Origin of the sequence: Seohaeicola saemankumensis, assembly GCF_021021435.1 — a bacterium.
GTDB lineage: Bacteria > Pseudomonadota > Alphaproteobacteria > Rhodobacterales > Rhodobacteraceae > Seohaeicola.
The window spans coordinates 263,228-287,215 of record NZ_JAINWI010000010.1; the positions used below are offsets into that span (position 1 = coordinate 263,228).

At 61.0% G+C, this 23,988-nt stretch carries 26 protein-coding genes; 2 read left to right on the plus strand and 24 right to left on the minus strand.

The annotated features are described in order from the left end of the window. Positions 1 to 8 precede the first annotated feature (8 nt). The 15 genes from K7H22_RS08000 to bhcA all read right to left on the minus strand — a co-directional run bounded on the left by K7H22_RS08000 (position 9) and on the right by bhcA (position 14,792). Entirely contained in the window at positions 9 to 605 is a 597-nt protein-coding gene (locus K7H22_RS08000; RefSeq protein ID WP_230800208.1) for an MOSC domain-containing protein, read from the minus strand. 78 nt (positions 606 to 683) lie between these two features. Next, a complete protein-coding gene (locus K7H22_RS08005; protein ID WP_230800209.1) occupies positions 684 to 1,463 on the minus strand; it encodes a methyltransferase domain-containing protein in 780 nt (259 codons plus the stop codon). Continuing rightward, positions 1,463 to 3,373: an ATP-dependent zinc metalloprotease FtsH gene (ftsH, locus tag K7H22_RS08010; protein ID WP_230800210.1), complete on the minus strand. Its 1,911-nt coding sequence runs from the start codon at positions 3,371 to 3,373 to the stop codon at positions 1,463 to 1,465. The genes K7H22_RS08005 and ftsH overlap by 1 nt, the downstream gene beginning before the upstream one ends. Positions 3,374 to 3,453: 80 nt before the next feature. Continuing rightward, positions 3,454 to 4,704, minus strand: a complete 1,251-nt coding sequence (tilS, locus tag K7H22_RS08015) for a tRNA lysidine(34) synthetase TilS (protein WP_230800211.1) — start codon at positions 4,702 to 4,704, stop codon at positions 3,454 to 3,456. Further along, entirely contained in the window at positions 4,701 to 5,618 is a 918-nt protein-coding gene (gene ybgF, locus K7H22_RS08020; protein ID WP_230800212.1) for a tol-pal system protein YbgF, read from the minus strand. The genes tilS and ybgF overlap by 4 nt, the downstream gene beginning before the upstream one ends. A 16-nt stretch (positions 5,619 to 5,634) precedes the next feature. After that, positions 5,635 to 6,153, minus strand: a complete 519-nt coding sequence (gene pal / locus K7H22_RS08025) for a peptidoglycan-associated lipoprotein Pal (protein WP_230800213.1) — start codon at positions 6,151 to 6,153, stop codon at positions 5,635 to 5,637. 102 nt (positions 6,154 to 6,255) lie between these two features. Then, complete coding sequence (gene tolB, locus K7H22_RS08030) at positions 6,256 to 7,575, minus strand: Tol-Pal system beta propeller repeat protein TolB (RefSeq protein WP_230800214.1); 1,320 nt, start codon at positions 7,573 to 7,575, stop codon at positions 6,256 to 6,258. Then, positions 7,575 to 8,726, minus strand: a complete 1,152-nt coding sequence (locus K7H22_RS08035; RefSeq protein ID WP_230800215.1) for an energy transducer TonB — start codon at positions 8,724 to 8,726, stop codon at positions 7,575 to 7,577. Before K7H22_RS08035 ends, tolB begins: the two co-directional genes overlap by 1 nt. A gap of 7 nt (positions 8,727 to 8,733) precedes the next feature. Then, the gene (locus tag K7H22_RS08040) at positions 8,734 to 9,228 is read right to left on the minus strand and encodes an ExbD/TolR family protein (RefSeq protein WP_230800216.1); all 495 of its coding nucleotides are present in this window, start codon (positions 9,226 to 9,228) and stop codon (positions 8,734 to 8,736) included. A gap of 3 nt (positions 9,229 to 9,231) precedes the next feature. Next, positions 9,232 to 9,927, minus strand: a complete 696-nt coding sequence (gene tolQ / locus K7H22_RS08045) for a protein TolQ (RefSeq protein ID WP_230800217.1) — start codon at positions 9,925 to 9,927, stop codon at positions 9,232 to 9,234. Between the two features lie 100 nt (positions 9,928 to 10,027). Beyond that, complete coding sequence (gene ybgC, locus K7H22_RS08050) at positions 10,028 to 10,414, minus strand: tol-pal system-associated acyl-CoA thioesterase (RefSeq protein ID WP_230800218.1); 387 nt, start codon at positions 10,412 to 10,414, stop codon at positions 10,028 to 10,030. Positions 10,415 to 10,480: 66 nt separating this feature from the next. After that, the gene (gene bhcD, locus K7H22_RS08055) at positions 10,481 to 11,455 is read right to left on the minus strand and encodes an iminosuccinate reductase BhcD (RefSeq protein WP_230800219.1); all 975 of its coding nucleotides are present in this window, start codon (positions 11,453 to 11,455) and stop codon (positions 10,481 to 10,483) included. 1 nt (position 11,456) lies between these two features. Further along, positions 11,457 to 12,620 carry a 3-hydroxy-D-aspartate aldolase BhcC gene (gene bhcC / locus K7H22_RS08060; protein WP_230800220.1) on the minus strand — a complete coding sequence of 388 codons (1,164 nt, stop codon included), beginning with the start codon at positions 12,618 to 12,620 and terminating at the stop codon, positions 11,457 to 11,459. After that, positions 12,617 to 13,594, minus strand: a complete 978-nt coding sequence (gene bhcB / locus K7H22_RS08065) for a beta-hydroxyaspartate dehydratase BhcB (protein WP_230800221.1) — start codon at positions 13,592 to 13,594, stop codon at positions 12,617 to 12,619. Before bhcB ends, bhcC begins: the two co-directional genes overlap by 4 nt. Before the next feature lie 7 nt (positions 13,595 to 13,601). Further along, positions 13,602 to 14,792, minus strand: coding sequence for an L-aspartate--glyoxylate aminotransferase BhcA (gene bhcA / locus K7H22_RS08070; RefSeq protein WP_230800222.1), 1,191 nt, complete (start codon positions 14,790 to 14,792; stop codon positions 13,602 to 13,604). A gap of 204 nt (positions 14,793 to 14,996) precedes the next feature. Between bhcA and K7H22_RS08075 the strand changes: the two genes are divergently transcribed. Then, positions 14,997 to 15,818: an IclR family transcriptional regulator gene (locus K7H22_RS08075; protein WP_230800223.1), complete on the plus strand. Its 822-nt coding sequence runs from the start codon at positions 14,997 to 14,999 to the stop codon at positions 15,816 to 15,818. 2 nt (positions 15,819 to 15,820) lie between these two features. Here K7H22_RS08075 and K7H22_RS08080 read toward each other — a convergent pair whose 3' ends face one another. Genes K7H22_RS08080 through ruvC form a run of 4 tightly spaced genes read right to left on the minus strand, consistent with a single transcriptional unit; the run spans position 15,821 to position 18,716 of the window. After that, a complete protein-coding gene (locus K7H22_RS08080; protein WP_230800224.1) occupies positions 15,821 to 16,456 on the minus strand; it encodes a DUF2927 domain-containing protein in 636 nt (211 codons plus the stop codon). Between the two features lie 47 nt (positions 16,457 to 16,503). Then, entirely contained in the window at positions 16,504 to 17,523 is a 1,020-nt protein-coding gene (ruvB, locus tag K7H22_RS08085; RefSeq protein ID WP_230800225.1) for a Holliday junction branch migration DNA helicase RuvB, read from the minus strand. A 3-nt stretch (positions 17,524 to 17,526) separates the two neighbouring features. Next, positions 17,527 to 18,213 carry a Holliday junction branch migration protein RuvA gene (gene ruvA / locus K7H22_RS08090; protein ID WP_230800226.1) on the minus strand — a complete coding sequence of 229 codons (687 nt, stop codon included), beginning with the start codon at positions 18,211 to 18,213 and terminating at the stop codon, positions 17,527 to 17,529. Beyond that, entirely contained in the window at positions 18,210 to 18,716 is a 507-nt protein-coding gene (ruvC, locus tag K7H22_RS08095; protein WP_230800227.1) for a crossover junction endodeoxyribonuclease RuvC, read from the minus strand. The genes ruvA and ruvC overlap by 4 nt, the downstream gene beginning before the upstream one ends. Before the next feature lie 350 nt (positions 18,717 to 19,066). Between ruvC and K7H22_RS08100 the strand changes: the two genes are divergently transcribed. Then, the gene (locus K7H22_RS08100; RefSeq protein ID WP_230800228.1) at positions 19,067 to 19,264 is read left to right on the plus strand and encodes a DUF1127 domain-containing protein; all 198 of its coding nucleotides are present in this window, start codon (positions 19,067 to 19,069) and stop codon (positions 19,262 to 19,264) included. A gap of 85 nt (positions 19,265 to 19,349) precedes the next feature. On the opposite strand, the gene K7H22_RS08105 is transcribed toward K7H22_RS08100, so the two are convergent. The 5 genes from K7H22_RS08105 to K7H22_RS08125 all read right to left on the minus strand — a co-directional run bounded on the left by K7H22_RS08105 (position 19,350) and on the right by K7H22_RS08125 (position 23,936). Continuing rightward, positions 19,350 to 19,694 carry a hypothetical protein gene (locus K7H22_RS08105; RefSeq protein ID WP_230800229.1) on the minus strand — a complete coding sequence of 115 codons (345 nt, stop codon included), beginning with the start codon at positions 19,692 to 19,694 and terminating at the stop codon, positions 19,350 to 19,352. A gap of 144 nt (positions 19,695 to 19,838) precedes the next feature. Beyond that, positions 19,839 to 20,705: a 50S ribosomal protein L11 methyltransferase gene (locus K7H22_RS08110; protein ID WP_230800230.1), complete on the minus strand. Its 867-nt coding sequence runs from the start codon at positions 20,703 to 20,705 to the stop codon at positions 19,839 to 19,841. A gap of 36 nt (positions 20,706 to 20,741) precedes the next feature. After that, positions 20,742 to 22,139, minus strand: coding sequence for an MATE family efflux transporter (locus K7H22_RS08115; protein WP_230800231.1), 1,398 nt, complete (start codon positions 22,137 to 22,139; stop codon positions 20,742 to 20,744). Positions 22,140 to 22,146: 7 nt separating this feature from the next. Then, positions 22,147 to 23,376: an MFS transporter gene (locus K7H22_RS08120; RefSeq protein WP_230800232.1), complete on the minus strand. Its 1,230-nt coding sequence runs from the start codon at positions 23,374 to 23,376 to the stop codon at positions 22,147 to 22,149. Positions 23,377 to 23,486: 110 nt separating this feature from the next. Further along, positions 23,487 to 23,936, minus strand: coding sequence for a cupin domain-containing protein (locus K7H22_RS08125; RefSeq protein ID WP_230800233.1), 450 nt, complete (start codon positions 23,934 to 23,936; stop codon positions 23,487 to 23,489). Positions 23,937 to 23,988: the final 52 nt, after the last annotated feature.

Genomic DNA, 23,988 nt, shown 5'->3' on the forward strand with positions numbered 1-23,988 from the left:
TACTTCGTCTATTTGCGTGCCTCGGCAAGATGTTTCCAGACGCGCTGGTCAGGAATATGCAGCGTCAACAAGTCGCCCACGGCCAGCTTACCCTCGCATTCCACCCAAGCAGTGACGCCGCGCCGTCCGTTGGCAGCGGTCTTGAACGCGCCGCCGATGCCGGGATGATCACTGTCGATCACGGGGGCAGGAAGGTGGCAAGGGCGGTTCTGCATGTCGATCACCAGTGTCGCGCCCGATGGGCCTTGCAAACGCGATGCGGGGGGCAGATGGCTGAAATCGGGAAGGCCCTCGACAACCATCGACGCGCCAATCCATGCCGGATCGAAACGCGCCAGCCCAATACGGTCTGCGATCTGGGCCAGTTCCTCGGCCGCGACGATGCTGAACTGGCGTACATTGCGGATTTCGGTGTTGCGCTTGTATTGCGACAGCACGCGACTGCAGGAATGGCGAGTCAGTCCGGCATGGTCCTCGCCCGCCACACCCGCGAATGTCGCCATCACATGATCCCGGGCTTCGGCGCGCAGACTGGCATTGCGGTCAGGGACAAGGCCCAACCACGTGATATGGCCGGTGAAATCGGTAGGTTTCAAGGCGGGCATGGTCGGTGCTGGTCCTTTTTTCCGGCCTAATATCGCGGTCAGGGAAGTAGATATCGCAAGCAACTGCCAGCAGAACGGTCAGACCGTCAACGTAAAGAACATGCGCCTAAAGGGAAACAACACAGAGCCATCCGCAGAGGCTGGATAGATCTTGTCCATCACCGCCTCATAAGCCGCAATCAGCTGCGCCTGCTGGCCCGCCTCCAGCGCCGCCAGCACAGGCCGCGCATAGGTGGTTTCAGTAAACCGGCGTACGGGGTGACCATCCTCGCAAGGATCAAGCTGCTGGTAATACTCGGTTTCCCATAGACACAACTCTCCCAGCGGGGATAGAAGCCGGTGGTATTCGGCGGGGCGCAGGACATCGGGGCCATGGGCCGTGTCGACGCATCCGGGAAACATCTCCTCGGCGAGCGAGAGCCAGAGCCGGTGTGACGGGGCGTTGTTCTGATGCGGCACCTGCACCGCCAATGTGCCGCCCTGGGCCAGATGTCCGGCAAGGCGCGGAATCAGCCTCTCGTGATCCGGTAACCAATGCAAAACGGCATTGCAGAAGATCAGCGCCGGAGCGGGACCATCCGGGTGCCAGTCGGAAATATCCATCTGGTGAAGTGTTTGGTAGATCCCCAGCGCGCGCGCTTCGGCCAGCATTGCGGGCGAGGCATCGACGCCAGTCACGGGCCTGCCAAAACCCGCCAGCACAGCAGCGGCGGATCCGCTGCCGCAGCCAAGATCCACCACAGGACCGTCTGGAAGCGGGGGCAAGGCGCGCAGCAGATCAAGCGCGGGGCGCAAACGTAAACCCCGAAACCTGTGATAGGTTCCGGGGTTCCAGTCAGTGTCGCGTGGTGCGACCATTACGTCGGCTCGGGCTCCAGCCCGCCGGCGGGCTTCGCCTTGGGCTTGGTCTTCGGAATAGCCGTGACCGAGGCGGCGTTGCCTTTGTCGGACTTGTCCTCCTCATCCTCGTCGCCTTTGGGGGGATCGCCACGCATCACGCGCTTGATTTCCTCGCCGGTCAGAGTCTCGTATTCCAACAAGCCCTGCGCCAGGCGTTCCCATTCATCCTTGCGCTCGGTCAGAATGCGATGCGCGGTTTCATAGCCTTCCTGAATGAAGCGCTTCACCTCTTCCTCGATCAGTTCTTTGGTATGCGCGGAGACCGAGAAACCGGTGGTATTGCCGGAATAGCCCTCATGCGCTTCGGCGTAGTCTATATTGCCGATCTTGTCCGACATGCCCCAGCGCATGATCATCGCACGGGCCAGCGCGCTGGCCTGCTGGATGTCACCGGCCGGACCGTTCGAGACATTCTCCTCGCCGTATTTGAGGATTTCCGCCGCCTTGCCCGCCATGGTCATGGCCAGCTTTTCCTCGCATTCCGACTTGTGCCAGTTCAGGCGGTCGATTTCAGGCAAGGATACCACCATCCCCAGAGCACCGCCGCGCGGAATGATCGTGGCCTTGTAGACCGGATCACATTTCGGCAAGGCCAGACCGACCACAGCATGGCCAGCCTCGTGATAGGCGGTTTTTTCCTTCTGATCGGGCGTCAGCACCATCGAGCGGCGTTCGGCCCCCATCATCACCTTGTCCTTGGCGTTCTCGAAATCCACCATGGTCACGAAACGGCGTCCCACACGGGCGGCCATCAAAGCCGCCTCATTGACGAGGTTGGCCAGATCGGCGCCCGAGAAGCCGGGCGTACCGCGTGCGATGATCCGCATATCGGCATCGGGGCCAAGCGGCACCTTTGCAGCATGCACACCAAGGATTTTCTCGCGGCCCTTGATGTCGGGATTGGGCACGGTCACCTGACGGTCGAAACGGCCCGGACGCAACAGCGCAGGGTCCAGAACGTCGCGGCGGTTGGTGGCGGCTAGGATGATCACACCCTCGTTGGCCTCGAAACCGTCCATCTCGACCAGAAGCTGGTTGAGGGTTTGTTCACGCTCGTCATTGCCACCGCCGTAACCGGCACCACGGGCACGGCCCACGGCGTCGATCTCGTCGATGAAAACGATGCAGGGCGCGTTCTTCTTGGCCTGTTCGAACATGTCGCGCACACGGGACGCGCCCACACCCACAAACATTTCCACAAAGTCGGAGCCGGAAATGGTGAAGAAGGGTACACCCGCCTCGCCCGCGATCGCGCGCGCCAGAAGCGTCTTACCGGTACCCGGAGGGCCAACAAGCAGCGCGCCTTTGGGGATCTTGCCACCAAGGCGGCTGAATTTCTGGGGATTGCGCAAAAACTCGACAATCTCTTCAAGCTCTTCCTTGGCCTCGTCGATGCCCGCGACGTCATCAAATGTGACGCGCCCATGCTTTTCGGTCAGAAGCTTGGCCTTGGACTTCCCAAAGCCCATCGCGCCACCTTTGCCGCCGCCCTGCATCCGGTTCATGAAATAGACCCAGACGCCGATCAACAGCAGGAAGGGCAGGAGCGACAGGATGAAAGTCTGGAAACCCGATTGCTGCTGGCTTTCTGCGGTCACCGGCACGTTGTTAGCAATCAGCAATTCGGTGATCTGCGCATCTTCGGGCTTGATCGTCACGTAGTCACGGCCATCGGCCCCGCGATAGCGGATCTGTTCGCCATCAAGTGTGGCGCGGCTGACCTGCTCGCTTTCCACTGCACGGACGAATTCCGAATAGCTGATGTTCTGGCTTTGGAGGGTATTTCCGGAACCGCTGAACAGGTTGAATAGGGCCAGTATCAGCAGGAACAGAACGACCCAAAAAGCGATGTTTCTCGCGTTGCCCAAGGCATATCTCCCACAAATCTTTTGGCGCACCACAAGACGCGGCGCACCATACGCCTAAAATAGGCAACAAATGGTTTACTTCAATGCGAAACCGGCATGTCATGAAAATCCGCGACAATCCGCGCTGTCCACTCCGTTCCGTGGCCCGCCAGAGGCGCGGCGACAAGCCTCTGATCCTCCCAGATCGCGGGCGAGGCCAGCAGCATTGCCCGCGGCAGCCCTGTTGCACGCCAATCCGGACAGTTGCGCAAGCCTGCCTCACCCAAGGCACCGATATGAAGGGCCGACGCGTGTGGTCCGTCCAAGCGCCAATGATGGTCCCAGATCGCATCCGTGCGCGTCACCAGATCCCGCACAGCGCGATGCTCGCGCATGATCCGCACCGCCTGCCCCTGCCGTTTTACAATGCAGCCGGACAGGGTTTTCTGCCCTTCGTCCGCCATCGCGGCAATCACCAAGGCCAGATCCTCGCGGCGCGACGGATAGGGTGCGCCGGACACCCAGACCAGTGCGGACACCATGCAGCGGCGCAGAATCTCGGGTGGTTCCGCCTCCAGCGCGGGCCAGTCAATGACCAGAGCGCCATAGTCCTGCCGGATCGCTTGCACAGCCACCCGATGCACCGCGTGGCGCAGCGCATCGCGCGCATCCTGCAACTGCGACATGACCCGCCCCAGCCCAGCCGCGTCGATACCCAATGGTCCGAGCGCCTGCAACGCTGTCCGCGCCTTGATCCGGTCAAAACGATGATCCTCGTTCGAGGGATCATCGCTCCAGCCCAAACCGGCGCTGATCAAGGTATCGCGCAATTTCGCGCGCGTAGTATCAAGTAGTGGCCGGTGCCATTGCACGCCATTGCGGGCAAACTGGCGCGCCATGCCAGACAATCCGTCCAGACCCGCTTCGCGGCCGAGGCGCATCAGAAAAGTCTCGGCCTGATCATCCAACGTGTGGCCCAGCAGAACGGTAGGGATTTCGCGCGCCCTCGCCCATGCTGCAAGCAGGCCGTAGCGGGCATCGCGCGCGGCGGCTTGCAGGTTTCCGCAGACTGGCCCGTGTTCCCAGAGCAGTGTATCATGCGGAAGACCCTGTGCGGCACAATAGCGTGCGACATCTGCGGCTTCTGATGCGCTGCCGGCGCGCAAACCATGATCGACTGTTGCGACCGCAAGCTTGCACCCTAAAGGGGCTGCCGCCTGTTGCGCCAAACACAGAAGCGCCATTGAATCGCCGCCACCCGAGACTGCGATCCCAACCCTGTCATTCCCCTGCAAGGCAGCCGTCACCGCCCGCAGTGCCAGACCTTGCGCCGCAACCGCCTGCTGCGTCACTGGCAACCCAGACGCGCGCGGGTCTCTTGCGCTTGCGTCACGCTTGGTGATTGCGGAAATCGCAAGCCCACTTCCTGCAGGGTGGTGCAGGCTTCCTGAGTCTGGCCCAAGCGTCCCAGTGCATCGCCCAACCGGAACAAGGCCTCAGGTGCTTTTGGACCGGATTGATCGGATGTGAAGGCGGACAGGTAGGCGCGCGCCGCGCCACGGACATCGTCAAGCTGGGACAGCGCCTGACCACGGTTCAGATCGGCCTCGGCGCTTAGCGGTCCGCCCGGATAGGTCTCATTAAAGGTCGCAAAGAGGTCCGCGGCGCTGCGAAAGTCACCTGATGCGAGCGCCTCCTGCGCCCGCTCGAAGTCTGCTCTTTCGCCGACAGCCAGTTCCATTGTCGGTTGGTCCGGAGCTTCGGTCGCAGGTTGCAACGGCGACTGGATTATCCCGGTCGTCGCAGGGACCGTGCCGCCGCCCAATGTGCTGGTGTCGCCAAGTTTGCTGATATCGCAATCCGCTTCCAGTTCGCAGAGCCGGAATTCAAGATCGCCCAGCCGGTTTGTACCGTCCGAGACAACCGAGTTGATACGGAATTCCAGTTCCTCGGTCTTGCGCGTCAGGCGTTGCAATTCGGTTTCCATCACGTTGACACGGTCGATCACGCTACCGCCCGGTATGGCGACACCGGGCGCGCCGGTAGTCGACAACTCGCGGCGCAAACGCTGGACCTCGACGAAAAGGACCGACATTTCCTGACGGATATCCGCCAGTGTCTGCGCGTCCTGCGCCTCGGCGCCTTGTGGCAGGGCAATCCCTACCAGCAAGGCGGCGGACAGAACAGTCGCGCGCCCTGACCCGAGAACGGATCGCAGGACCGGACCGAGGGGGCCGACCACTTTGCCCGAGGTTGTAAACCGCATCATCCGCTCCATCAGGTCAGCTTGACAGACCGGCCGAGATGATCGTCACGGCGCGGCGGTTCTGGGAATAGCAGGATTCGACGCTGCAAAGCTCGATCGGGCGTTCCTTGCCATAGCTGATCACCCGCAAACGGCTGGGGGCCACCCCGCGCGAGATCAGGTATTCCTGCACAGCGTTCGCACGGCGCGCGCCAAGGGCAAGGTTGTATTCCCGCGTACCCTGCTCGTCGGCATGGCCTTCGACAATCGCAACATAATCGCTGTTGGTCATCAGCCATTCGGCCTGCCCGTTCAGAACGGTCTGGTATTCGGGCGTGATGCTGGACTGGTCGACCTGAAACAGAACCCGGTCACCGATGGTCTGCTGGAAATAGGCGGGCGAACGCGGATCGCTGGCACTGCCGGGCGCGCCAATGCCACCCACACCGCCCGCGCCACCGGTGCCGGCGCCGGCACTGTCGAAACGGTCGGGATTTGTGCAAGCGGCCAGCGCCAGAACCGATGCCAGAAGAATGCCGCGCGTAAGGAATGTCATGGAGGATGCCCCGTTTTTGTTGTGTGTCATCAAGATGTGCCTGTGTCTTTACCTGTGTTTACCACAGTTGCGCGCGCATGGGAATCTGCGCGCGCAATCTGGTTATCTTTGCAGCGGCGACCATGCCGGATCGGACGCACCGCCCTCGGTCCGGATCTGCTTGAGGTTGCGCCCCGAGATATCAACCGAATAAAGCGATGCCGCACCGGCCTCGCCCTGCGTTTCACGGGTGAACATGATCACGCGGCCATTGGGCGACCATGTCGGCCCCTCGTCCAGAAAGGACGCCGTCAACAGACGTTCCTCGGAACCGTCGGTCCGCATCACACCGATATGGAACCGGCCCTTGGACTGCTTGGTGAAGGCGATCAGGTCACCACGTGGCGACCAGACCGGCGTGCCATAGCGGCCCTGACCAAAGCTGATGCGCTGTGGCTCGCCCCCGTTCGCGCCCATGATGTAAAGCTGCTGGGTGCCGCTGCGGTCGCTTTCGAAAACGATGCGACTCCCATCTGGGCTGAAGCTGGGCGCGGTTTCGATCGAAGGTGTCGAGGTGAGGCGTGATGCATTGCCCGAACTGACATCCATACGGTAGATATCGGTGTTCCCGCCCGTGGTCAGCGAATAGACAACCGTATTGCCGTCCGGCGCAAAGCGCGGCGCAAAGCTCATGGTGCCGTCCTGTGTGGGCAAGGCCCGCCGCCCGACCGAGGCCACATCCATTACATAGATACGCGGGAAGCCCGATTCGTAGCTGGTATAAAGAATACGGTCGCCTGTGGGGGAAAAGCGCGGGGCCAGCACAATGGAATTGCTGTCTGTCAGATATTGGACGTTAGCCCCGTCGTAATCCATGATCGCAAGACGCTTGCGGCGGTCATCCTTGGGGCCGGTTTCGGCGACATAAACCACGCGGCTGTCGAAATACCCGCCCTCGCCGGTGATCCGGCTATAGACGGCATCAGCCACCTTGTGGGCCATCCGTCGCCATCCGGCCTGTGTGCCGTTGAATTGCAATCCCTCGCCCAGTTCCTGTCCTGCGAACACGTCATAAAGCCGGAACTTGACCGCAACGGATCCGTCACTGCCCACACTCACCGCGCCCGAAATCAACGCCTGTGCATTGATCGCGCGCCAGTCGGCGAACTGGACCGGGCTGTTGAAGCTGGTGATCTGGCTGATGAAGGCACTGGGCGGGATTTCGCGGAAAAGGCCCGTGCCGATCAGGTCGTCCGAGACAACCCGCGCGATATTCTGTGCAAGCTCGGTCGCAGCCGCGTTTTCCGCGACGAACGCCGGATTTGCGAAAGGCAGTGGCTCGATCACACCTTCGGTGATCTCGATCCGCAGAGGACCGTTCTGTGCCGTCGCCGGCAGGGCAAAGACGAGCAAGGCCGCCAGCAGGGTCAACAAACGTGTCATTATCTGATCCTCATGTTCTCGGGATTGAACGTCATTTCGATGTCGCGCCATTGGGCGTATTTGTCGCGCGGCAGGTTGAAACCGTTGGCCCCGCAGCGGATGATTGCGCGGCGTGCAGACTCAAACGCCTGCCTTGCCGCTTCGGCGGAACCGCCATCATAGCTGAGCATGCGTAGCGTGTCGCCCATAGGCCGGGCATCTTCGGACATCGACACCGCGACCACAACCGTTGTGCGCAGCGCCTCAGATGAAAGTGATCCGACATTCCAGCATTGTTGCACGGCCACGCGCAGTGCGTCACGCTCGCCCGAGGTCATCGGCGGGCCGCTCTGACCGCCCGCTGCAGGGCTGGCTGCGCCGCCTTCCAGCGCCTGACGCAAGGCATCGGCCACTGCATCGGCCGTGCTGTCTGATTGCGGGGCCGGTTGTTCTTGTGCCTGTTGCTGCGGCGCAGGTTCTTGCGGGGTTTCCGCGACGGGGGCGGGTTCGGGCCGCGCGGGCCGCGTGCGCGGGCGGATCGACGTTGTCGGCGCGGCAGAGGGTTCTTCCATCGCTTCAGTCACGATCCGCGTCGTCGCTTCTTCGGGCGCACCGCCCTCGGTCTCCTCGCGCACAACCTCGGCCTCCTCGTCGGGAACAACCTCCTCGGTCACGGAATCCGAGACCTGTGTATCAGGCTCGGGTGCGGCAACAGGTTCAGGGGCCACGCGCTCGGACGGGCGCGGCACCGGACGATCCGAGATATTCGGGGACAGCACGACTTCTTCTTGCGGCGGTGGCGCGATAACCGGCGCCTCGTCGCTGACCTCGGCCTCGGCCCGCTGCGGCAACGGGTCCGGCTGTTGTGGCACGGGATCGGACTGCGGCGCTTCGGTGACTTGCGGCTCGGGCGGTGTTGGCTGTGTGGGGTCAGGCCGGCTTTCGGCTGGCGGCACCACCTCGGCAGGCAATGCGGGGGCAGGCATGGCCACATCCGTCGTGACTTCAGGGGTTTGAACACCCGCCATCATCGCATCAAATTCCGCGCCGGAAATAACCGAAACCTCGGTGACCTCGAATGACTGCGGGGGCGTGTTGAACATCTCCCCGAAGAACATCCACAGGATCAGACCGATATGTCCGGCACCAGAGATATAATAGCCGATCCGCACGGCGCCCTCAGTTGCCCTGCCCTGCGGGCTGGGTTCCGTCCAGCGCAGGACCACCAAGATCGGTCACCAGACCAATGTTTGAAAAGCCGCCACGATTAAGTGCGCCCATCACGGTCACCACATCTGCATAGGGCACAGCCCCGTCGGCGCGCAGAAAAATGCGGTCACCCTCACGCTCGGACGCAATCGCCTGCAGACGCGGCACCAGATCGCCTAGCGGCACTTCGGTCATCTGGATCATCACCTGCCCTTCGGCGGTCATGGTAATGCTTAGCGGTTCTTCCTGTTCGGCTGGCAAAGATGTCGCTGCGGTCTTTGGCAGTTCCACCGGCACACCGACCGTCATCAGCGGGGCTGCCACCATGAAGATGATCAGCAGCACCAGCATCACGTCCACAAAGGGCGTGATGTTGATTTCCGACACGACACCGGCACGGCCTGCACCGCGCCGCCGCCCGCGCCGCGATCCGTCGCCACCGTTTTTGATAACCCCTGCACCCATGGCTCAGCTATCCAACTGGCGGCTGAGAATGGTCGAGAATTCATCGGCAAAGGCACCATAGCCTCCGATGATGCGATCCGCATCCGCGCTCAGCTTGTTGTAGTAGATCACCGCCGGAATCGCTGCGACAAGGCCGATACCGGTCGCCAGAAGCGCCTCGGCAATACCGGGGGCCACAACGGCCAGCGATGTGTTCTGCGCCTTGGCGATCTCGATAAAGGAATGCATGATCCCCCAGACCGTCCCGAACAGACCAATAAACGGAGCGGCCGAACCGATTGTCGCAAGCACCGTCAGACCGGACTGCAATTCGTCCGCTTCCTTGGCGATGGCCACATCCATGCTGCGGTCGATCCGAGAGGCGGCCCCCGCGATCAGCCCGCCATCATTGCGATGGCTGCGTCGCCATTCCATCATGCCTGCGGCAAACACCCGCTCGGATGCGCCGGCGGGTTCGGGGCCGATCTGCTGGAACAGCTCGTCCAGCGGCTCGCCCGACCAGAAAGCCTGATCGAATACAGAGGATTCACTTCGTGCTTTGCGGTAAAGGATCGTTTTCTGCACAACAATGGCCCATGTCCAGAACGAACACAGGACCAGAACGATCATGACCAGTTTAACGACGATTGTGGCGCGGGCAAACAACGCCCACATTGTGTAGTCCGCCCCGGCGGCGCCAGCGATGATATCGGTTTCCATATTGCCTGCTCTGACTATCGGCCGCGTTGGCGGTCCATTTGTCAGGCAAACTACCCTAGTTGAAAGGGGAAGGCCAACACATCTGCGTCATTCGATCACATCAATGCAACATCTGGCGAATATTTGCCGGCATGCGCGCCGGTTGGCCGCTTTCGGTGATCACAACAACCGTCACAATCGCATGAAAAAGCCGGTCCTTACCGCGCCGGACGACCTGATCCATGACGAGACGCGCACCTGTGACCTGCAAAACCTCGGTCTCGACTACCAGTTCGTCGTCCAGACGCGCGGGCATCAGGTAATCCGCCTCAACCCGCCTGACCGCAAAAACAAACCCCTGTGCCTTCATCGCGTTCTGGTCGATCCCCAGCCCCCGCACCCAATCGCTGCGCGCACGCTCGATATAGCGCAGGTAATTGGCGTAATAGACGATGCCCGCCATATCGGTATCCTCGTAGTAAACGCGGATCGGCAAGGTATGGGGCATGGGATCGGCCTTCTATCTGGGATCTTTGCAGGCATGATTGGCCACAAACCACCCCGACCGCAAGGGTCACAGGGTCACACTTGCCCCCAAGCCCTGCGCCTGCGCCGCACGCATGGCGACATGGGCCACCGCAAGATCCTGCAGGCCGACACCGGTGCCATCGAACAGCGTAATCTGATCTGAACTTGCGCGGCCCTGATGCGTGCCATTGATCACGGTGCCCAGAGGCGTGATATCGCCTTCCTGTATCAGACCGGCACTGATGGCGTGCTGCGCCTCGCCAAGGCTCACCGATTGCGCCACCTCGTCGGTAAACACCGCTGCCGCGGCCAGCAGATGGGAGTCCACCTCCTGCTTGCCCTTGGTATCGGTGCCCATACAGGCGATATGCGTGCCCGGCTTGATCCAGTCGCGCAGCATCAGAGGTTCAAACGCCGAGGTAATGGTGATGATCACATCCGCCTGTGCGCCCAAGCTTTCGCGGTCCACCGCCTCGAACGGCAGACCCAGTTCTGCCGCAACAGCCGCCAGTTTTGGTAACATGTCGGGATGGGGGTTCCATGCGACGACTTTATCAAAGTCACGCTGGCGGGCGGCCGCGCGCAACTGGAACGTCGATTGGTGCCCGGCCCCCACCATGCCAAGCACCTTCGCATCCTTGCGCGCCAGATGCGCGATGGACACGGATGATGCCGCCGCCGTGCGGATCGCGGTCAGGTAATTGCCACCGACAAGGGCCTGCAACTGCCCAGTATCAGGGTCGAAGAGGAAGATTGTGGACTGATGATTGGTCAACCCTAGGGAGATGTTTCCCGGCCAAAAACCGCCTGATTTCAAACCAAGCGCCATACCAGTCTTGTCAAAACCCGACTTGAAGCCGTAAAGCGCATCCGCATGGCCCAAGGCCTCGCGCACCACCGGAAAGTTCCGCGCTTCGCCCCGTGCCATGGCGGCGAAGACACCCTCGACCGCGGCAAAAGCGGCCTCGGGCGTCACCACCTGCGCACAGACATCCTCGGAAATGATGCTGATCTGCGGCATCTCAGAACGCCTTGCCGCGCGCCGACACGGGCCATAGGGTTTCGACCTTGCCGCCCCTTACACCGACATACCAGTCATGCACATTGCAGGTCGGATCGCAGTGACCGGGCACCAGACGCAGCTTGTCGTTGACCTTCAACACACCCTCAGGGTCGGCGACCACGCCATGTTCGTCCGAACATTTCACATATTTAACATCGTCGCGCCCGAAGACCACCGGCAAGCCGCTATCCACCGACTGCGCCTTCAAACCGGCATCGACAATCGCCTTGTCGGCCTTGGCATGGGACATCACAGAGGTCAGGATGAACAGCGCATTTTCCCACTCACCCTGATCAATGCGCTTGCCATCCTTGTTCAGAATACGGCCATAATCCGCATCCATGAACGCGTAAGAGCCGCACTGTAATTCATTGTAAACGCCGGAATTCCCCTCGAAATAGTAGCTGCCTGTGCCGCCACCGCCAATGATATCGCAGTCCAGCCCGACAGCCTTCAAACCGTCCACCGCGTCGCGCACCATCGCCACGGCAATGTCGATCTTGGCCTTGCGGTCATTGTAATTGTCCATGTGCTGCATCGCGCCCTGATAGGCTTGCAAGCCCGCAAACCGCAGCCCCGGTGCCGCATCAATCGCCTGTGCAATCTCGACCACAGCGGGCGTCGTCGTCACACCGCAGCGCCCTGCGCCGCAGTCGATCTCGACCAGACATTCGATCTGCGTGCCATGCCGCACCGCTGCCTCGGACAGATCGGCCACATTGGCCAGATCATCGACGCAGCAAATCGCCCGCGCGCCCAGCTTGGGCAATCGCGCCAGCCGGTCGATCTTGGCCGGATCGCGCACCTGATTGGACACAAGCACATCCTTGATCCCGCCACGCGCAAAAACCTCGGCCTCCGACACTTTCTGACAGCACACACCGACCGACCCGCCCAGACGTTCCTGCAACAGCGCCACATCCACCGACTTGTGCATCTTGCCATGCACGCGGTGTCTGACGCCCATTTCTTGTGCAAAACGGCCCATCTTTGCAATATTCCGTTCCAGCGCGTCCAGATCAAGGATCAGACAAGGCGTCTGGATCTCCGCCTCGTCCATCCCGATGGATGCGGGAATGTCATAGCCCACTTCATAATCCGACAGATTCATGTGTTTGGTCATCGGTGTTCTCCTCGGCCTTGCATCCAAGGCAATTTATCCAGATCGACGTTGCCGCCAGTGATGATGACGCCGATGCGCTTGCCGGCAAAAACGTCCCTATTCTTCAAGATCACAGCCAGCGGCACAGCGCAGCTTGGTTCGATCACGATCTTCATCCGCTCCCATGTCAGCTTCATGGCCGCGATGATCTCTTCTTCCGTCGCGGTCAGGATATCGGTCACATGGTTCGAGACATAGTGCCAAGTATTCTCCTTGAGAGGCACTTTGAGGCCATCGGCCACCGTCATCGGCGCATCATCCGCTATGATATGCCCGGCGCGAAAACTGCGCGCCGCGTCATCGGCATTGTGCGGCTCTGCGGCGTAGATCTTTACGTCGGGCGCGGTGCTCGCCACCGTCAGGCAGGTGCCCGAGATCATGCCGCCCCCGCCGATCGGGGCTACGACCCCGTCCAAACCCTCGACCTGCTCCATCAATTCCCGCGAGCATGTCGCCTGCCCCGTTATGACGCGCAAGTCATTGTAGGGATGCACGAATTCCGCACCAGTCTCCTCGACGACCTGCGCGAACACCGCCTCACGGCTGCTGGTCGATGGCGCGCATTCCACGATCTGCCCGCCATAGCCCCGCACGGCAGCCTTCTTGGCCTCGGGCGCTGTGCGCGGCATCACAACCGTGCAGGGAATGCCCCGCCGCCCCGCCGCATAAGCCAGTGACAGCGCATGGTTGCCGCTGGAATGCGTCGCCACCCCGCGCGCCAGCTTCTCCTCCGGCAGGCCGAACACCGCATTGCAGGCACCCCGCACCTTGAAGGCACCCGCCTTCTGGAAATTCTCGCATTTAAAATGCAAATCGGCTCCGCTCAAGTCGTTCAGATAGGTCGATGTCAGAACAGGAGTGCGATGGATATAGGGCCGGATACGCTCATGCGCGGCAATCACGTCGTCAAATGTCGGATATGTCATGTCTTTCATCACGCCCTCATGCCGCTGATTTCAAGGCGGCCGTCCGTGTTACCCGGAAATGCCTCTGTGCCGCCGCCACGCCTGCACCAAGCGTGACCGGATAATCCAGATCGGCCATCGCCATCTCGATCCCTGCCAGCCCGGACAGGACCATCACATCCGTCAGCATGCCCAGATGCCCGATGCGGAAGGCGCAACCGTTCATCTGCCCCAGTCCCACGCCAAAGGACAGGCCATAAGCTGAAAAGGCGTGTTCCGTCAGGGCGTTACTGTCGAACCCCTTGGGAACATAGATCGCGCTCACCGTATCGGAATAAAGCTCCGGCGATTGCGCCACCAAGCCCATCCCCCAAGCGTTCACAGCGGCACGCACTCCCCCCGCCAGCCGTGTGTGACGGGCATAGACATTGTCCAACCCTTCCTCGAACAGCATCTTCAGGCTCTCGCGCATCCCGTAAATCAGTTGCAAAGGCGGCGTATAGGGAAAGCCCCCTTTGGCATTGGCCGCCAGCATGTCGCGGAAATCAAAGAAGGTGCGCGGCAGCTTGGCGCTTTCCATATGATCCAGTGCCTTTTCACTGACGCCCAGGATCGCCATGCCCGTCGCCAACATGAACCCCTTTTGCGAACCCGCCACCGCGATATCGACACCCCACGCGTCCAACTCGAAGGGCATCGAGGCCAGCGAGCTCACGCAATCCACCATCAACAGCGCCGGATGCCCCGCCCCATCCAGTGCCCGCCGCACGGCCCCGATATCCGAGACAACACCCGTCGCCGTCTCGTTATGCGTGACCAGCACCGCCTTGATCTTGTGCGCTTTATCCGCGTTCAACGCCTCGGCGAACCGCGCCGCCGGTGCGCCTGCGCCCCAGTCGCATTCGATGATCTGCACATCCAGACCATGCCGCTGGCACATGTCGATCCAGCGATGCGAGAACATGCCGTAGCGCGCCACCAGAACCGTATCACCCGCTGACAGCGTATTGCTGATCGCCGCTTCCCAACCGCCTGTCCCGCTGGACGGAAAGGTGATGACCCGCCCCGACGTGGTGCCGAAGACGCGCTTGGTATCCTCCAGCACAGGGGCAAAGGTCTCGACAAAATCGGGCGCGCGGTGATCGCGGGTTTGCACCTGCATCGCCAGCCGCAACCGGTCGGGGATATTGGTCGGGCCGGGGATGAACACAGGATTCTGGTCGGACATGGGATTCCTCCTCCAAAGGTATCCTTACGGTAGCAGAATTTCCACATCCGGCAATTTTCTCAAAAAGATTATCCAAAATTAGAATTAATCACCTTATCTGCTGTTTTTATTTATTATTTATATTTTCAATGCCCTCTCATGGAAAGTTATTGAAAGTATTTTTCAAAATTGTTTTATTACTGGATGGCAGTTATGGAGGACGCAATGGCACAGACAGAACGCAAGTCGCGGGGTCGTCCGAAATCGCCTTTCACCGACACGGGCGCGCAGACCATGCAATCGCTGGATCGGGCCTTGGGGGTGCTTCATGCGCTGGCGCGGCAGGAACGTGCATCACTGACGGACCTCTCGCTCAGCCTGGGCATCCCGACCGCCACCACGCACCGCATCCTGACCACGCTGCAAAAACACCGCTTCGCCGAACTCGACGAGACCACGCAAGACTGGATGGTCGGTATCGAGGCGTATCGCACCGGCGCTTCCTTTCTCAAACGGATGAATCTGGCCGAGATCAGCCGCCCCGTGATGCGCGCCCTGATGCAAGCCACGGGCGAGACGGCCAATCTGGCGCTGCGTGACGGGGCCGAAGTGGTGTTCATCGGCCAGATCGAGACCTCGAACCCGATCCGGGCCCTCTTCAATCCCGGCACGCGAACGCCTATGCATGCCTCCGGCACTGGCAAGGCCATTCTGGCGAGCCTGCCGCCAGACCGTTTACGCATCCTGATCCAGTCGTCAGGCCTGCCAGCCTTCACGGATCACACCCTGTCTACACCCGCAGCGTTGTTTGCAGATCTTGACCTGTCTCGCGCGCGGGGATGGTCCTTTGACAGCGAAGAGCGTCATTTGGGCATGTCCTGCATCGGCGCCGCCATTTTCGACGCGCAGGGCGAGGCGTTGGGCGGCGTGTCGATCTCGGGGCCTTCTGCGCGGTTCCATGCACGCAATATTCCGGAATATGGCCGACAGGTTGCCGATGCCGCAGCCGGAATCACAGCGGCACTTGGCGGCACGCCGCCTGCTTGAACCTATTGCGCCTTTTGCAGCCGCGCAGACAGCCGCAAGGCATGCGACGCGTCTTGCGCCGCAACCGGCAGCACCGGATCATAGGCTGCACGGATCAGCCCCGCGATATCGGGCCGCAGGATCGTGCGCCCCTCCCGCACCGCCAAGGGCGAGCGGTCGCGGAACGCCATGTCGGACCAGAGCAGGATCGTCTGAACGATCTGGCTGAGCGCCAGCACATCCGCACTGACCGCTTGCAAATGATCATCCATCCGCAGGAACACAAAACCGGCCTTGATCCCGCCATCGGCATCGAAGCGGAAAATCCGGTACTGGTTCGCCTCCGCCTCTTTCAGTCGCGCCACCAGTGGCACCAGATCGGGCACCAGACGGTCCAGATTGGGAACCTCCGGCAACTCGTCCCAGTTACGGCAGAAAAACACCATCAGGTTCGCGCCCAGTTCTGGATCGGTCTCGGCCATCTGGTGCCCTGCCAGCGTGACGACAGCCTCCAGCGCACCTTTGATCACCGTCAAGGTTTCTGCCTCGACACCGAAAACCACAGGCGCGACCGGCCTGCCCCAGCGCGCAAAGACATAACCGCCGTCAGACCTTGTGAACAAGGTCTCGATATCACTCGCGCTCAACGCTTCCGCCATGCCGCGCCCCCTTCATTCATCTTGCCAGAAATACTCAAACCCAAGCCTCAGCCGAACAGATCGGACTGGCTTTTGGGCGCATCCAGGCCCAGATGGGTCCATGCCTTCTGCGCCAGCATCCGTCCGCGCGGTGTGCGCTGGATCAGTCCCTGCTGCAGCAGGAAAGGTTCGATCACCTCCTCCAGCGCATCTCGGCTCTCGCTCAGGGCCGCAGACAACGTCTCGATCCCCACCGGGCCACCCTGATAATTCTCGGCGATCAGGCGCAAATAACGCCGGTCGGCACCGTCCAGCCCCAGATGATCCACGCCCAACCGCGTCAGCGCGTAATCGGCAATCTCGCGCGTCACGCGGCCATTGCCCTCGATCAGCGCGAAATCGACCACACGGCGCAGCAGTCGCCCCGCGATGCGGGGCGTGCCGCGTGACCGCCGCGCAATCTCCATCGCGCCACCTTCCTCGGCGGGCGCACCCAGAAGGCGGGCATTGCGGATAACGATCTCGTAAAGCTCGGCATCAGTGTAAAACACCAACCGCGTGGGTATCCCGAAACGGTCGCGCAGCGGCGTCGTCAGCAGCCCCATCCGCGTTGTCGCCCCCACCAGCGTGAAGGGCTGTAATTCGATCCGCACGGTGCGCGCGGCTGGCCCCTCGCCGATCACCAGATCAAGCTGGAAATCCTCTAGCGCGGGATACAGCACCTCCTCCACCGCAGGGTTGAGGCGGTGAATCTCGTCGATAAACAGCACGTCGCGCGCTTCCAGATTGGTCAGGATCGCCGCCAGATCGCCCGCCTTGGCCAGCACGGGGCCGGATGTCATGCGGAACCCCACCCCCAATTCGCGCGCCATGATTTGCGCCAGCGTGGTTTTGCCCAGACCGGGGGGGCCATGAAACAGCGTGTGATCCATCGCCTCACCACGCTGGCGGGCCGATTGGATAAAGACGCGCAGGTTGGCGCGGGCCTCGGCCTGTCCGATGAACTCGTCCAGCCCCTGCGGGCGCAGGGCGCGGTCGAAATCCTCGGGCTGGCGGGTCGGGTCCAATATGGGGTCGGGCTGCGTCATGGCTTAGCCTTTCGGAGCCAGCGCCCTGAGCGCGGCACGGATCAATGCAGCGGTATCAGCTTCGGGCGCGTCAGCGGCGGCGCGGGCTACAGCCCCCGCAGCATCGCCGGGGGAATAGCCCAGATTGGTCAGGGCCGACAAGGCATCCGATTGCGCCGCCGCACTGCCCGAAGGGCGCGCGGGCTCTGCAACCTTTCGTGTCACAGGGGCTTGGTCAATCACTTCACCTTCCGCCGCCGCGGGCGCTGTGCCCATGGCTGCCGCCAGTGTGCCTCCCATTGCCATCACGCCGGGTGCTTTGTCCTTCAACTCGATCACAACACGCTGTGCAGTCTTGGGACCGACTCCTCTGGCCGCCTTGATCGCGTTCATATCGCCCAGCATAATCGCACGGCTGACACCTTCGGCCCCCAAAGCCCCCAGAATAGCCAGCGCCGCCTTGGCACCCACACCTTGCACGCCCATCAACAGGCGGTGCCATTCCTTTTCCAGCAGGGTCGGAAAGCCGTATAGCTGCATCAGGTCCTCGCGCACCACCAGATCGGTATAAAGTGCCACAACGTTGCCCGGCCCGGGCAAAGACGCCAGCGTGCGGTCCGAACAATAGACAAGATATCCGACACCGCCCACGTCAAGCAGCAAGTGATCCTCGGCGCGGTAGTCGATGCGGCCTGTCAGCTTGCCGATCATGCGCTGGCCTTCCGGATCGCATTGGCCAATGGATTGCCCGCAGCGCCGTGATGGGCATGGCAGATCGCAACAGCAAGCGCGTCGGCCGCGTCAGCCCCCGCAAGCACAACACCCGGCAATTGCATCCGCACCATATGCTGCACCTGTTCCTTGGCCGCATGTCCGACGCCGACAACCGTTTTCTTCACCGCATTCGGTGCGTATTCCGCAACATGCAGCCCTGCCTGCGCGGGCACCAACAGCGCGATTCCACGGGCCTGCCCCAGCTTCAGCGTGGCCACGCCATCCTTGTTGACGAATGTATGCTCGACCGCCGCGGTATCCGGTTGGTATTGGGCAAGCACGGCGGTCAACTGGCCGTGAAGCGACAGAAGGCGCAAGGACAAGTCATCTCCCGCAGAATGGCAAATTCCGTTTGCAACGTGGGTCAGGCGGTTGCCGATAACATCAATGATTCCCCAGCCGAGGTTCCTCAAGCCGGGATCGATCCCCAAAACCCGCATTATCTGTCCCTGCTCTGTTGCTTTTTTGATGCACTAGCACGAAAGGCGAACAAACGCCAATGGCAAAGCATCAACACGCCGAAACATCCGCCAGATGCTGCAATGCAGCAAAATGATCAAATTCGCCGGTCCGCAGTCGAAAAACGACCTTTGCAGCCAAGGCTAGCGCCTTATTTTTAGGCCGATGCCGCAATTCTGGACCCATGCAAAAGTCGCATAAGACCTATGCATATTGTCCCGCTTGTGCCGTAAATAAAGGCAAACTATGTGCAGCTGCAGAAAGAGGTCCACAATGGCCTTGACATGCTTTAACCCACTTACCGCGCAGACGCGCAAGCTAGGATAACAAAATGGCTGTTTATGACGCCCCCCGCACCTCCGCTCCGGCCGCTGGCCTGACCGGTTTCTTCTCGACCATGGTTGGCGTTGTTGCTGCATGGAACGACACCCGCATCACCCGCAACGCGCTGTCCAAACTGTCGGACCGCGAACTGGAAGATATCGGTCTTTGCCGTGGCGACATTGATTTGGTCGTGAAGAACCGCTGATTACCACTTACTCCATGCCACTCACGGCAAGAAAAACCGCGCGACCGTCAAGGCGCGCGGTTTTTCTGTATCATGTGCAGGATGGTCAGCGAAAGTAGGGTTTGAGCTGTTCGGACAGCATCACGGTTAACGGGTCAGCCTGCATCGCCCAGGCCCCTGCCTGTTCGATCATGGTCCCCGTGGCAAGCTTTTCCAGCCGGTCCTGATAAACTGTGTCGCCAAGCGTTGCGAGGATGGCCGCCTTGAACCCGAAGCAGCCGATCAGCAGAAACGCAAATCCTTTGAGTGCAACACGCCCTGACCTGCGGCGCGGCCTGATGACGATCAAGCCATCGTCGCCGACCACCGAGACATAACCACCGGACATTTTGACCCGCGACTTGTTGATACGCCGCAAGCGATTGTCGAAATCTTGAAATGCGTCAGACATGCGTAACCTCCAGACACCAGGCCCCACCCAATATCCAAAGAAAATCGGCACCGTTTACCAAACACAGAACTCAGAATATCAGTAATTTGGGGCAAATCTTGGACAGATGGCCAAATTCTGCAAGTGTCTTGTGAAGTTGGGGCGTTATTTGCCCAATGTCAGCGTTGTCCACTCACCAATCTCTTCGCGATGGACAAGATTGATGCCGGATAGTGCATAAACCGCGACAACCTCATCGGCTTGCTCGTTCAGAATCCCTGACAGGATCGCATAGCCGTCCGACGTCAGATGTGCTGCCATGTCAGGCGCCAGATCAATCAGCGGTCCCTTGAGGATATTGGCAAAGACCAGATCGAACGGGCTGGCTTCCGCGATATCGGGGTGGTCAAAGCCTGTTGCCTCGACGCAATGCACACGCCCTTCCAGATCATTGGCTGCCACATTGGCGCGGGCCACATCCACGGCCACCTCGTCAATATCGCCGGCCAGAACGGGGTTCGGCCAAATCCGCGCGGCTGCCATCGCCAGAACAGCCGTGCCACAGCCGATATCGGCCACGTTCTTGCCGGTGAAGCCGTCATTGGCCAAGCGGTCCAAGGCCCGCAAACAGCCCTGCGTGGTGCCGTGATGACCGGTACCAAAGGCCATGGCCGCCTCGATGAGCAGCGCCTCGACGCCCTCGGGCACTTTGTCGGCATCATGGCTGCCATAGACAAAGAAGCGCCCTGCCACCACGGGCGACAATTCGCGCCGCACATGGGCGACCCAGTCGGTTTCCGGCAGTTCCGAGATCGCAAAGGGCTTGGCCCCGTGGATCGTCGCCAGCAGCGCAAGACCAGCATGGTCGGGTTTCTCGGTGAAGTAGCAAGCCACTTCCCACAGGCCCGACCCGTCCTCGATCTCGAAGACGCCGACACCTTCGGGTTCAGGGGTCAGGGTCTCGACTGCCTCGCCCAACGCCTCGGCGGGGGTTTTGCCGGTCAGGGTGGTGATGGCGGTAAATGTGGGCATGGCATCTCTCCGAGGGTTGCGCTGTTGCCCCTGCGGTTATGTGGATGCGGGGCTGCCGTCAAGCACGCCAGCAGGTCGTCCGCCAAGGCGACGCACGAAACGCCATCCAACCCAAGCCGCCATGATCCCTGCCAGCGTGTTTGCCAGCGCCTGCCCCGTGATTACGCCACCACCCGCGTAGATGCCCCCCAGACCGAAGGCCAAGGGTGCCATCAGGATCGCGTCGCGCGACCAGTTGGCGGCTGTCGCGTAAAGCGGCCGACCCAGATTGTTGAACGCCGCGTTCGAGACAAATAGCGCACCGGTAAAGACAAAGGTGCCCGCCGCGTAATAGGAAAACACCCGCACGATATGCGCGCCCTCTTCACCCAAGCCGAAGGACGATGCGACCATATCGGCGCTAAAGATCAGAAGCAGCCAGACCACCCCGGTGTAGATCGCGCAGAATTTCAGTGCGTCGGTATAAGCCGAGGCGACACGGTCATATTGCTTGGCCCCGTAATTTTGTCCGATGATCCCGCCAATCGCACCGGACAGCGCGAAAATTCCACCGAAACACACGATGGTCAGGCGCATCACAACGCCAAGCCCCGCCACGGCGCTGTCACCATGCTGCGCCATCGCGCGCACAAGTATCCAGTTGCCGAAAGGTGTCGAAACCTGCGTGGCAACGGCAGGCAGGGCAATGGCAGCGAAGGGAAGCAGGAAGCTGCGCAAATCGATCAGGCTGGGTCTTGCCAGCAAGTTCCGCGAGTGGCTGACCCAGTAGAAACCCATGACAGCCATCGCCAGCCGCGACAGCACGATGGCCCCCGCGGCACCGCTCACGCCGTAGCCCATCCAGACAATCAGAATCGGATCGACGATCAGTGCCACAACACCCGCAGAGACCGTGACCATCATCGAGCGCCACGCCTCGCCCGCAGCGCGCAGAACGGCGCTGGCGCACATGCCGATTGCGACCAGCGGCAGCGACGGCAGCGAGAGACCAAGGAAATCCACCGCCACTTCGAGCGCGGCACCCTCTGCACCTGTCCAGATCAGGATCTCACGGCGGAAGATGAAGACGAGGATCGCCAAAGCTGTCTGGAAACTGGCACCATAGATCATCGAGGATGTGGCGATGCGGCGCGCCTCTTCCGTGTCGCCCATGCCCAACGCGCGGCTGACCAATGCGACAGCACCAATCATCATACCCACGGCAACAGACATCACGAAGAACTGGATGGTGCCGGCAAAACCGATAGCGGTGATCAGCACCTCGTTCTCCAGTCGACTGATCCACCACAGCGCCAGAAAATCCACCAGAAACAGGAAGCTCAACCCCAGTGATCCGGTCAGGGTCATCACGACCACATGCCGCATCGTCGATCCAGTCAGGAATTTTGCCTGCGCCGGTCGATCGGCCATTTCTGTCAACTCAGAGCTGCTCATGTCTGTCCTACTCCGCCGGGGCAGGCGCGAAACGCGCGAAAATCGTCTCGTTCCCCGGCTCGGGATGGCGCGGAATCAGAAGGGCGAGGCAAAGGGATACGCCCGCCATACCCGCCGCCAGCACAAAGACCGAACTTGGCGAAACCAACCAGAGATAGCCCAATGACGCCGGAAGGAAAACCGCCGCGATATGGTTGATTGTAAAGGCAACTGCCGCCGTGGGCGCGATGTCGCGCGGATCGGCGATTTTCTGGAAATAGGTCTTAAGCGCCAGTGCCATCGCGAAAAAGATGTGATCCACGACATAGAGGAACGCCGCCATCATCACGCCCCATCCGAACCAATAGATGCCGCCATAACCAAGAAAGACGCAGATTAGACCAATATATTCGACGCTCAGCGCCTTGCGCTCGCCCCAGCGGGCCACCGCACGGCCCAGCAAGGGGGCCGCAATCATGTTGATCACCAGGTTGATTGTGAACAGTGCTGTCACCTCATGAACACGAAAGCCGAATTTCTCGACCATCATGAAACCTGCGAAGACGACAAATATCTGACGCCGCGCGCCTGACATGAATTGCAATGCGTAGTAGAGCCAGTAGCGACGGCGCAGCACCATCTTCTTGATCTGCGGCTCGGGCGCCTCGAATTGCGGATAGACCAGCAGCGCAAAGAGCGCGACTGCGGCGGTGAAGCCGCCTGCCAGCAAATAGACCATGTTATAGGTCAGCCCCAGCGCTTCCCATGTCACGATGATGCACAGATAGGCCACCAGCGTGGCCCCCGACCCAGCCGCCAACAACCAGCCCAGCATCTGCGGCGCGCGATCCTTGGGAAGCCATTGCAATTGCAGCGACTGGTTCACTGTCTCGTAATAGTGGAAGCCGATCGAGGACAGCATGGTAATGGTCAGGATCCCGCCAAGACTGGGAAACCATGCGGTCATCGCGGTCGCAACCCCCAGCAGGATCAGCGAGACCATCGCCAGAACCTGCTCGCGCATGACAAGCAGCACTGCAATCACGCCGATTGCCAGAAAGCCGGGAATTTCGCGCACGGTATGCAACCAGCCGATATCTGACCCATCAAACTGCGCCACCTCGATGACAAAGTTGTTCAGCAGCGCAGACCAGGTGGCAAAAGCAATCGGCATCGCCGCTGCCATCAGGAACAGCAGGGCCACGGGTCTGCGCCAGACCGGCAGTGACGGGGCAAGGGCAAGCGGGATAATTTGCATGTTAACCGCTTACGCCGATTTTCCGACATTGGCGAGGGCCAAGATCAACTCATAACGCGCGCGAATGCACTGGGATCTGTGCGGCGAAAAACCTGTTCAGAGCGCGCTATTCACAACGGCGAGAAGCGGTATTCGACTTCCGAAAACCGGTCACGCGGAAAGACATAGAGCATCCGGAATCCGTTGGGTCCGGCGACTGTTCCGTGTTCCGCATCGCCGGGAATGAACAGCGCGGTGCCTGCCGCCATCGGCTGCGCCAGACCATCGACAGTGACAACTGCATTCCCCTCAAGCCCGAAATACACTTCGGCGGGGCTGTGGCGGTGCGGCAGCAGCGTGCCAGCGGGCGCAAATTCGGCAATCCCCATGACGACACCGCCGGTCTGGGTGCGATCCGCGCAGAACAGTGTCCGCCAGCGCACGGTACCGAAAGCAGGATCATCACCGCCTTCCAGCGGTTGATCCGCCGCCTCGATGCGTTGCGGCAAGGCAGCCAGTGCCACCATCGCCAGGGCCAGCGCCTCGGACGGCATATTCGCGTCAGCCTGTCCCAATTCCATCGCGCGCTTCCTTTTGTACAGTTCCTGCCCCGCATAGGCCTGATCAAACCTT

Excerpts from the sequence above, each read along its gene's own strand:
- ruvC (WP_230800227.1), bottom strand. The coding sequence starts at position 18,716 with ATGCGGGTTTTGGGGATCGATCCCGGCTTGAGGAACCTCGGCTGGGGA.
- ruvA (WP_230800226.1), bottom strand. The coding sequence starts at position 18,213 with ATGATCGGCAAGCTGACAGGCCGCATCGACTACCGCGCCGAGGATCAC.
- K7H22_RS08105 (WP_230800229.1), bottom strand. The coding sequence starts at position 19,694 with ATGTCTGACGCATTTCAAGATTTCGACAATCGCTTGCGGCGTATCAAC.
- K7H22_RS08005 (WP_230800209.1), bottom strand. The coding sequence starts at position 1,463 with ATGGTCGCACCACGCGACACTGACTGGAACCCCGGAACCTATCACAGG.
- bhcA (WP_230800222.1), bottom strand. The coding sequence starts at position 14,792 with ATGTCCGACCAGAATCCTGTGTTCATCCCCGGCCCGACCAATATCCCC.
- ybgF (WP_230800212.1), bottom strand. The coding sequence starts at position 5,618 with ATGCGGTTTACAACCTCGGGCAAAGTGGTCGGCCCCCTCGGTCCGGTC.
- K7H22_RS08125 (WP_230800233.1), bottom strand. The coding sequence starts at position 23,936 with ATGGAATTGGGACAGGCTGACGCGAATATGCCGTCCGAGGCGCTGGCC.
- ruvB (WP_230800225.1), bottom strand. The coding sequence starts at position 17,523 with ATGACGCAGCCCGACCCCATATTGGACCCGACCCGCCAGCCCGAGGAT.
- K7H22_RS08100 (WP_230800228.1), top strand. The coding sequence starts at position 19,067 with ATGGCTGTTTATGACGCCCCCCGCACCTCCGCTCCGGCCGCTGGCCTG.
- tolQ (WP_230800217.1), bottom strand. The coding sequence starts at position 9,927 with ATGGAAACCGATATCATCGCTGGCGCCGCCGGGGCGGACTACACAATG.
- K7H22_RS08075 (WP_230800223.1), top strand. The coding sequence starts at position 14,997 with ATGGCACAGACAGAACGCAAGTCGCGGGGTCGTCCGAAATCGCCTTTC.
- ybgC (WP_230800218.1), bottom strand. The coding sequence starts at position 10,414 with ATGCCCCATACCTTGCCGATCCGCGTTTACTACGAGGATACCGATATG.
- K7H22_RS08115 (WP_230800231.1), bottom strand. The coding sequence starts at position 22,139 with ATGAGCAGCTCTGAGTTGACAGAAATGGCCGATCGACCGGCGCAGGCA.
- K7H22_RS08040 (WP_230800216.1), bottom strand. The coding sequence starts at position 9,228 with ATGGGTGCAGGGGTTATCAAAAACGGTGGCGACGGATCGCGGCGCGGG.
- bhcC (WP_230800220.1), bottom strand. The coding sequence starts at position 12,620 with ATGACCAAACACATGAATCTGTCGGATTATGAAGTGGGCTATGACATT.
- K7H22_RS08120 (WP_230800232.1), bottom strand. The coding sequence starts at position 23,376 with ATGCAAATTATCCCGCTTGCCCTTGCCCCGTCACTGCCGGTCTGGCGC.
- K7H22_RS08080 (WP_230800224.1), bottom strand. The coding sequence starts at position 16,456 with ATGGCGGAAGCGTTGAGCGCGAGTGATATCGAGACCTTGTTCACAAGG.
- pal (WP_230800213.1), bottom strand. The coding sequence starts at position 6,153 with ATGACATTCCTTACGCGCGGCATTCTTCTGGCATCGGTTCTGGCGCTG.
- bhcD (WP_230800219.1), bottom strand. The coding sequence starts at position 11,455 with ATGCCGCAGATCAGCATCATTTCCGAGGATGTCTGTGCGCAGGTGGTG.
- K7H22_RS08000 (WP_230800208.1), bottom strand. The coding sequence starts at position 605 with ATGCCCGCCTTGAAACCTACCGATTTCACCGGCCATATCACGTGGTTG.
- tolB (WP_230800214.1), bottom strand. The coding sequence starts at position 7,575 with ATGACACGTTTGTTGACCCTGCTGGCGGCCTTGCTCGTCTTTGCCCTG.
- bhcB (WP_230800221.1), bottom strand. The coding sequence starts at position 13,594 with ATGAAAGACATGACATATCCGACATTTGACGACGTGATTGCCGCGCAT.
- K7H22_RS08110 (WP_230800230.1), bottom strand. The coding sequence starts at position 20,705 with ATGCCCACATTTACCGCCATCACCACCCTGACCGGCAAAACCCCCGCC.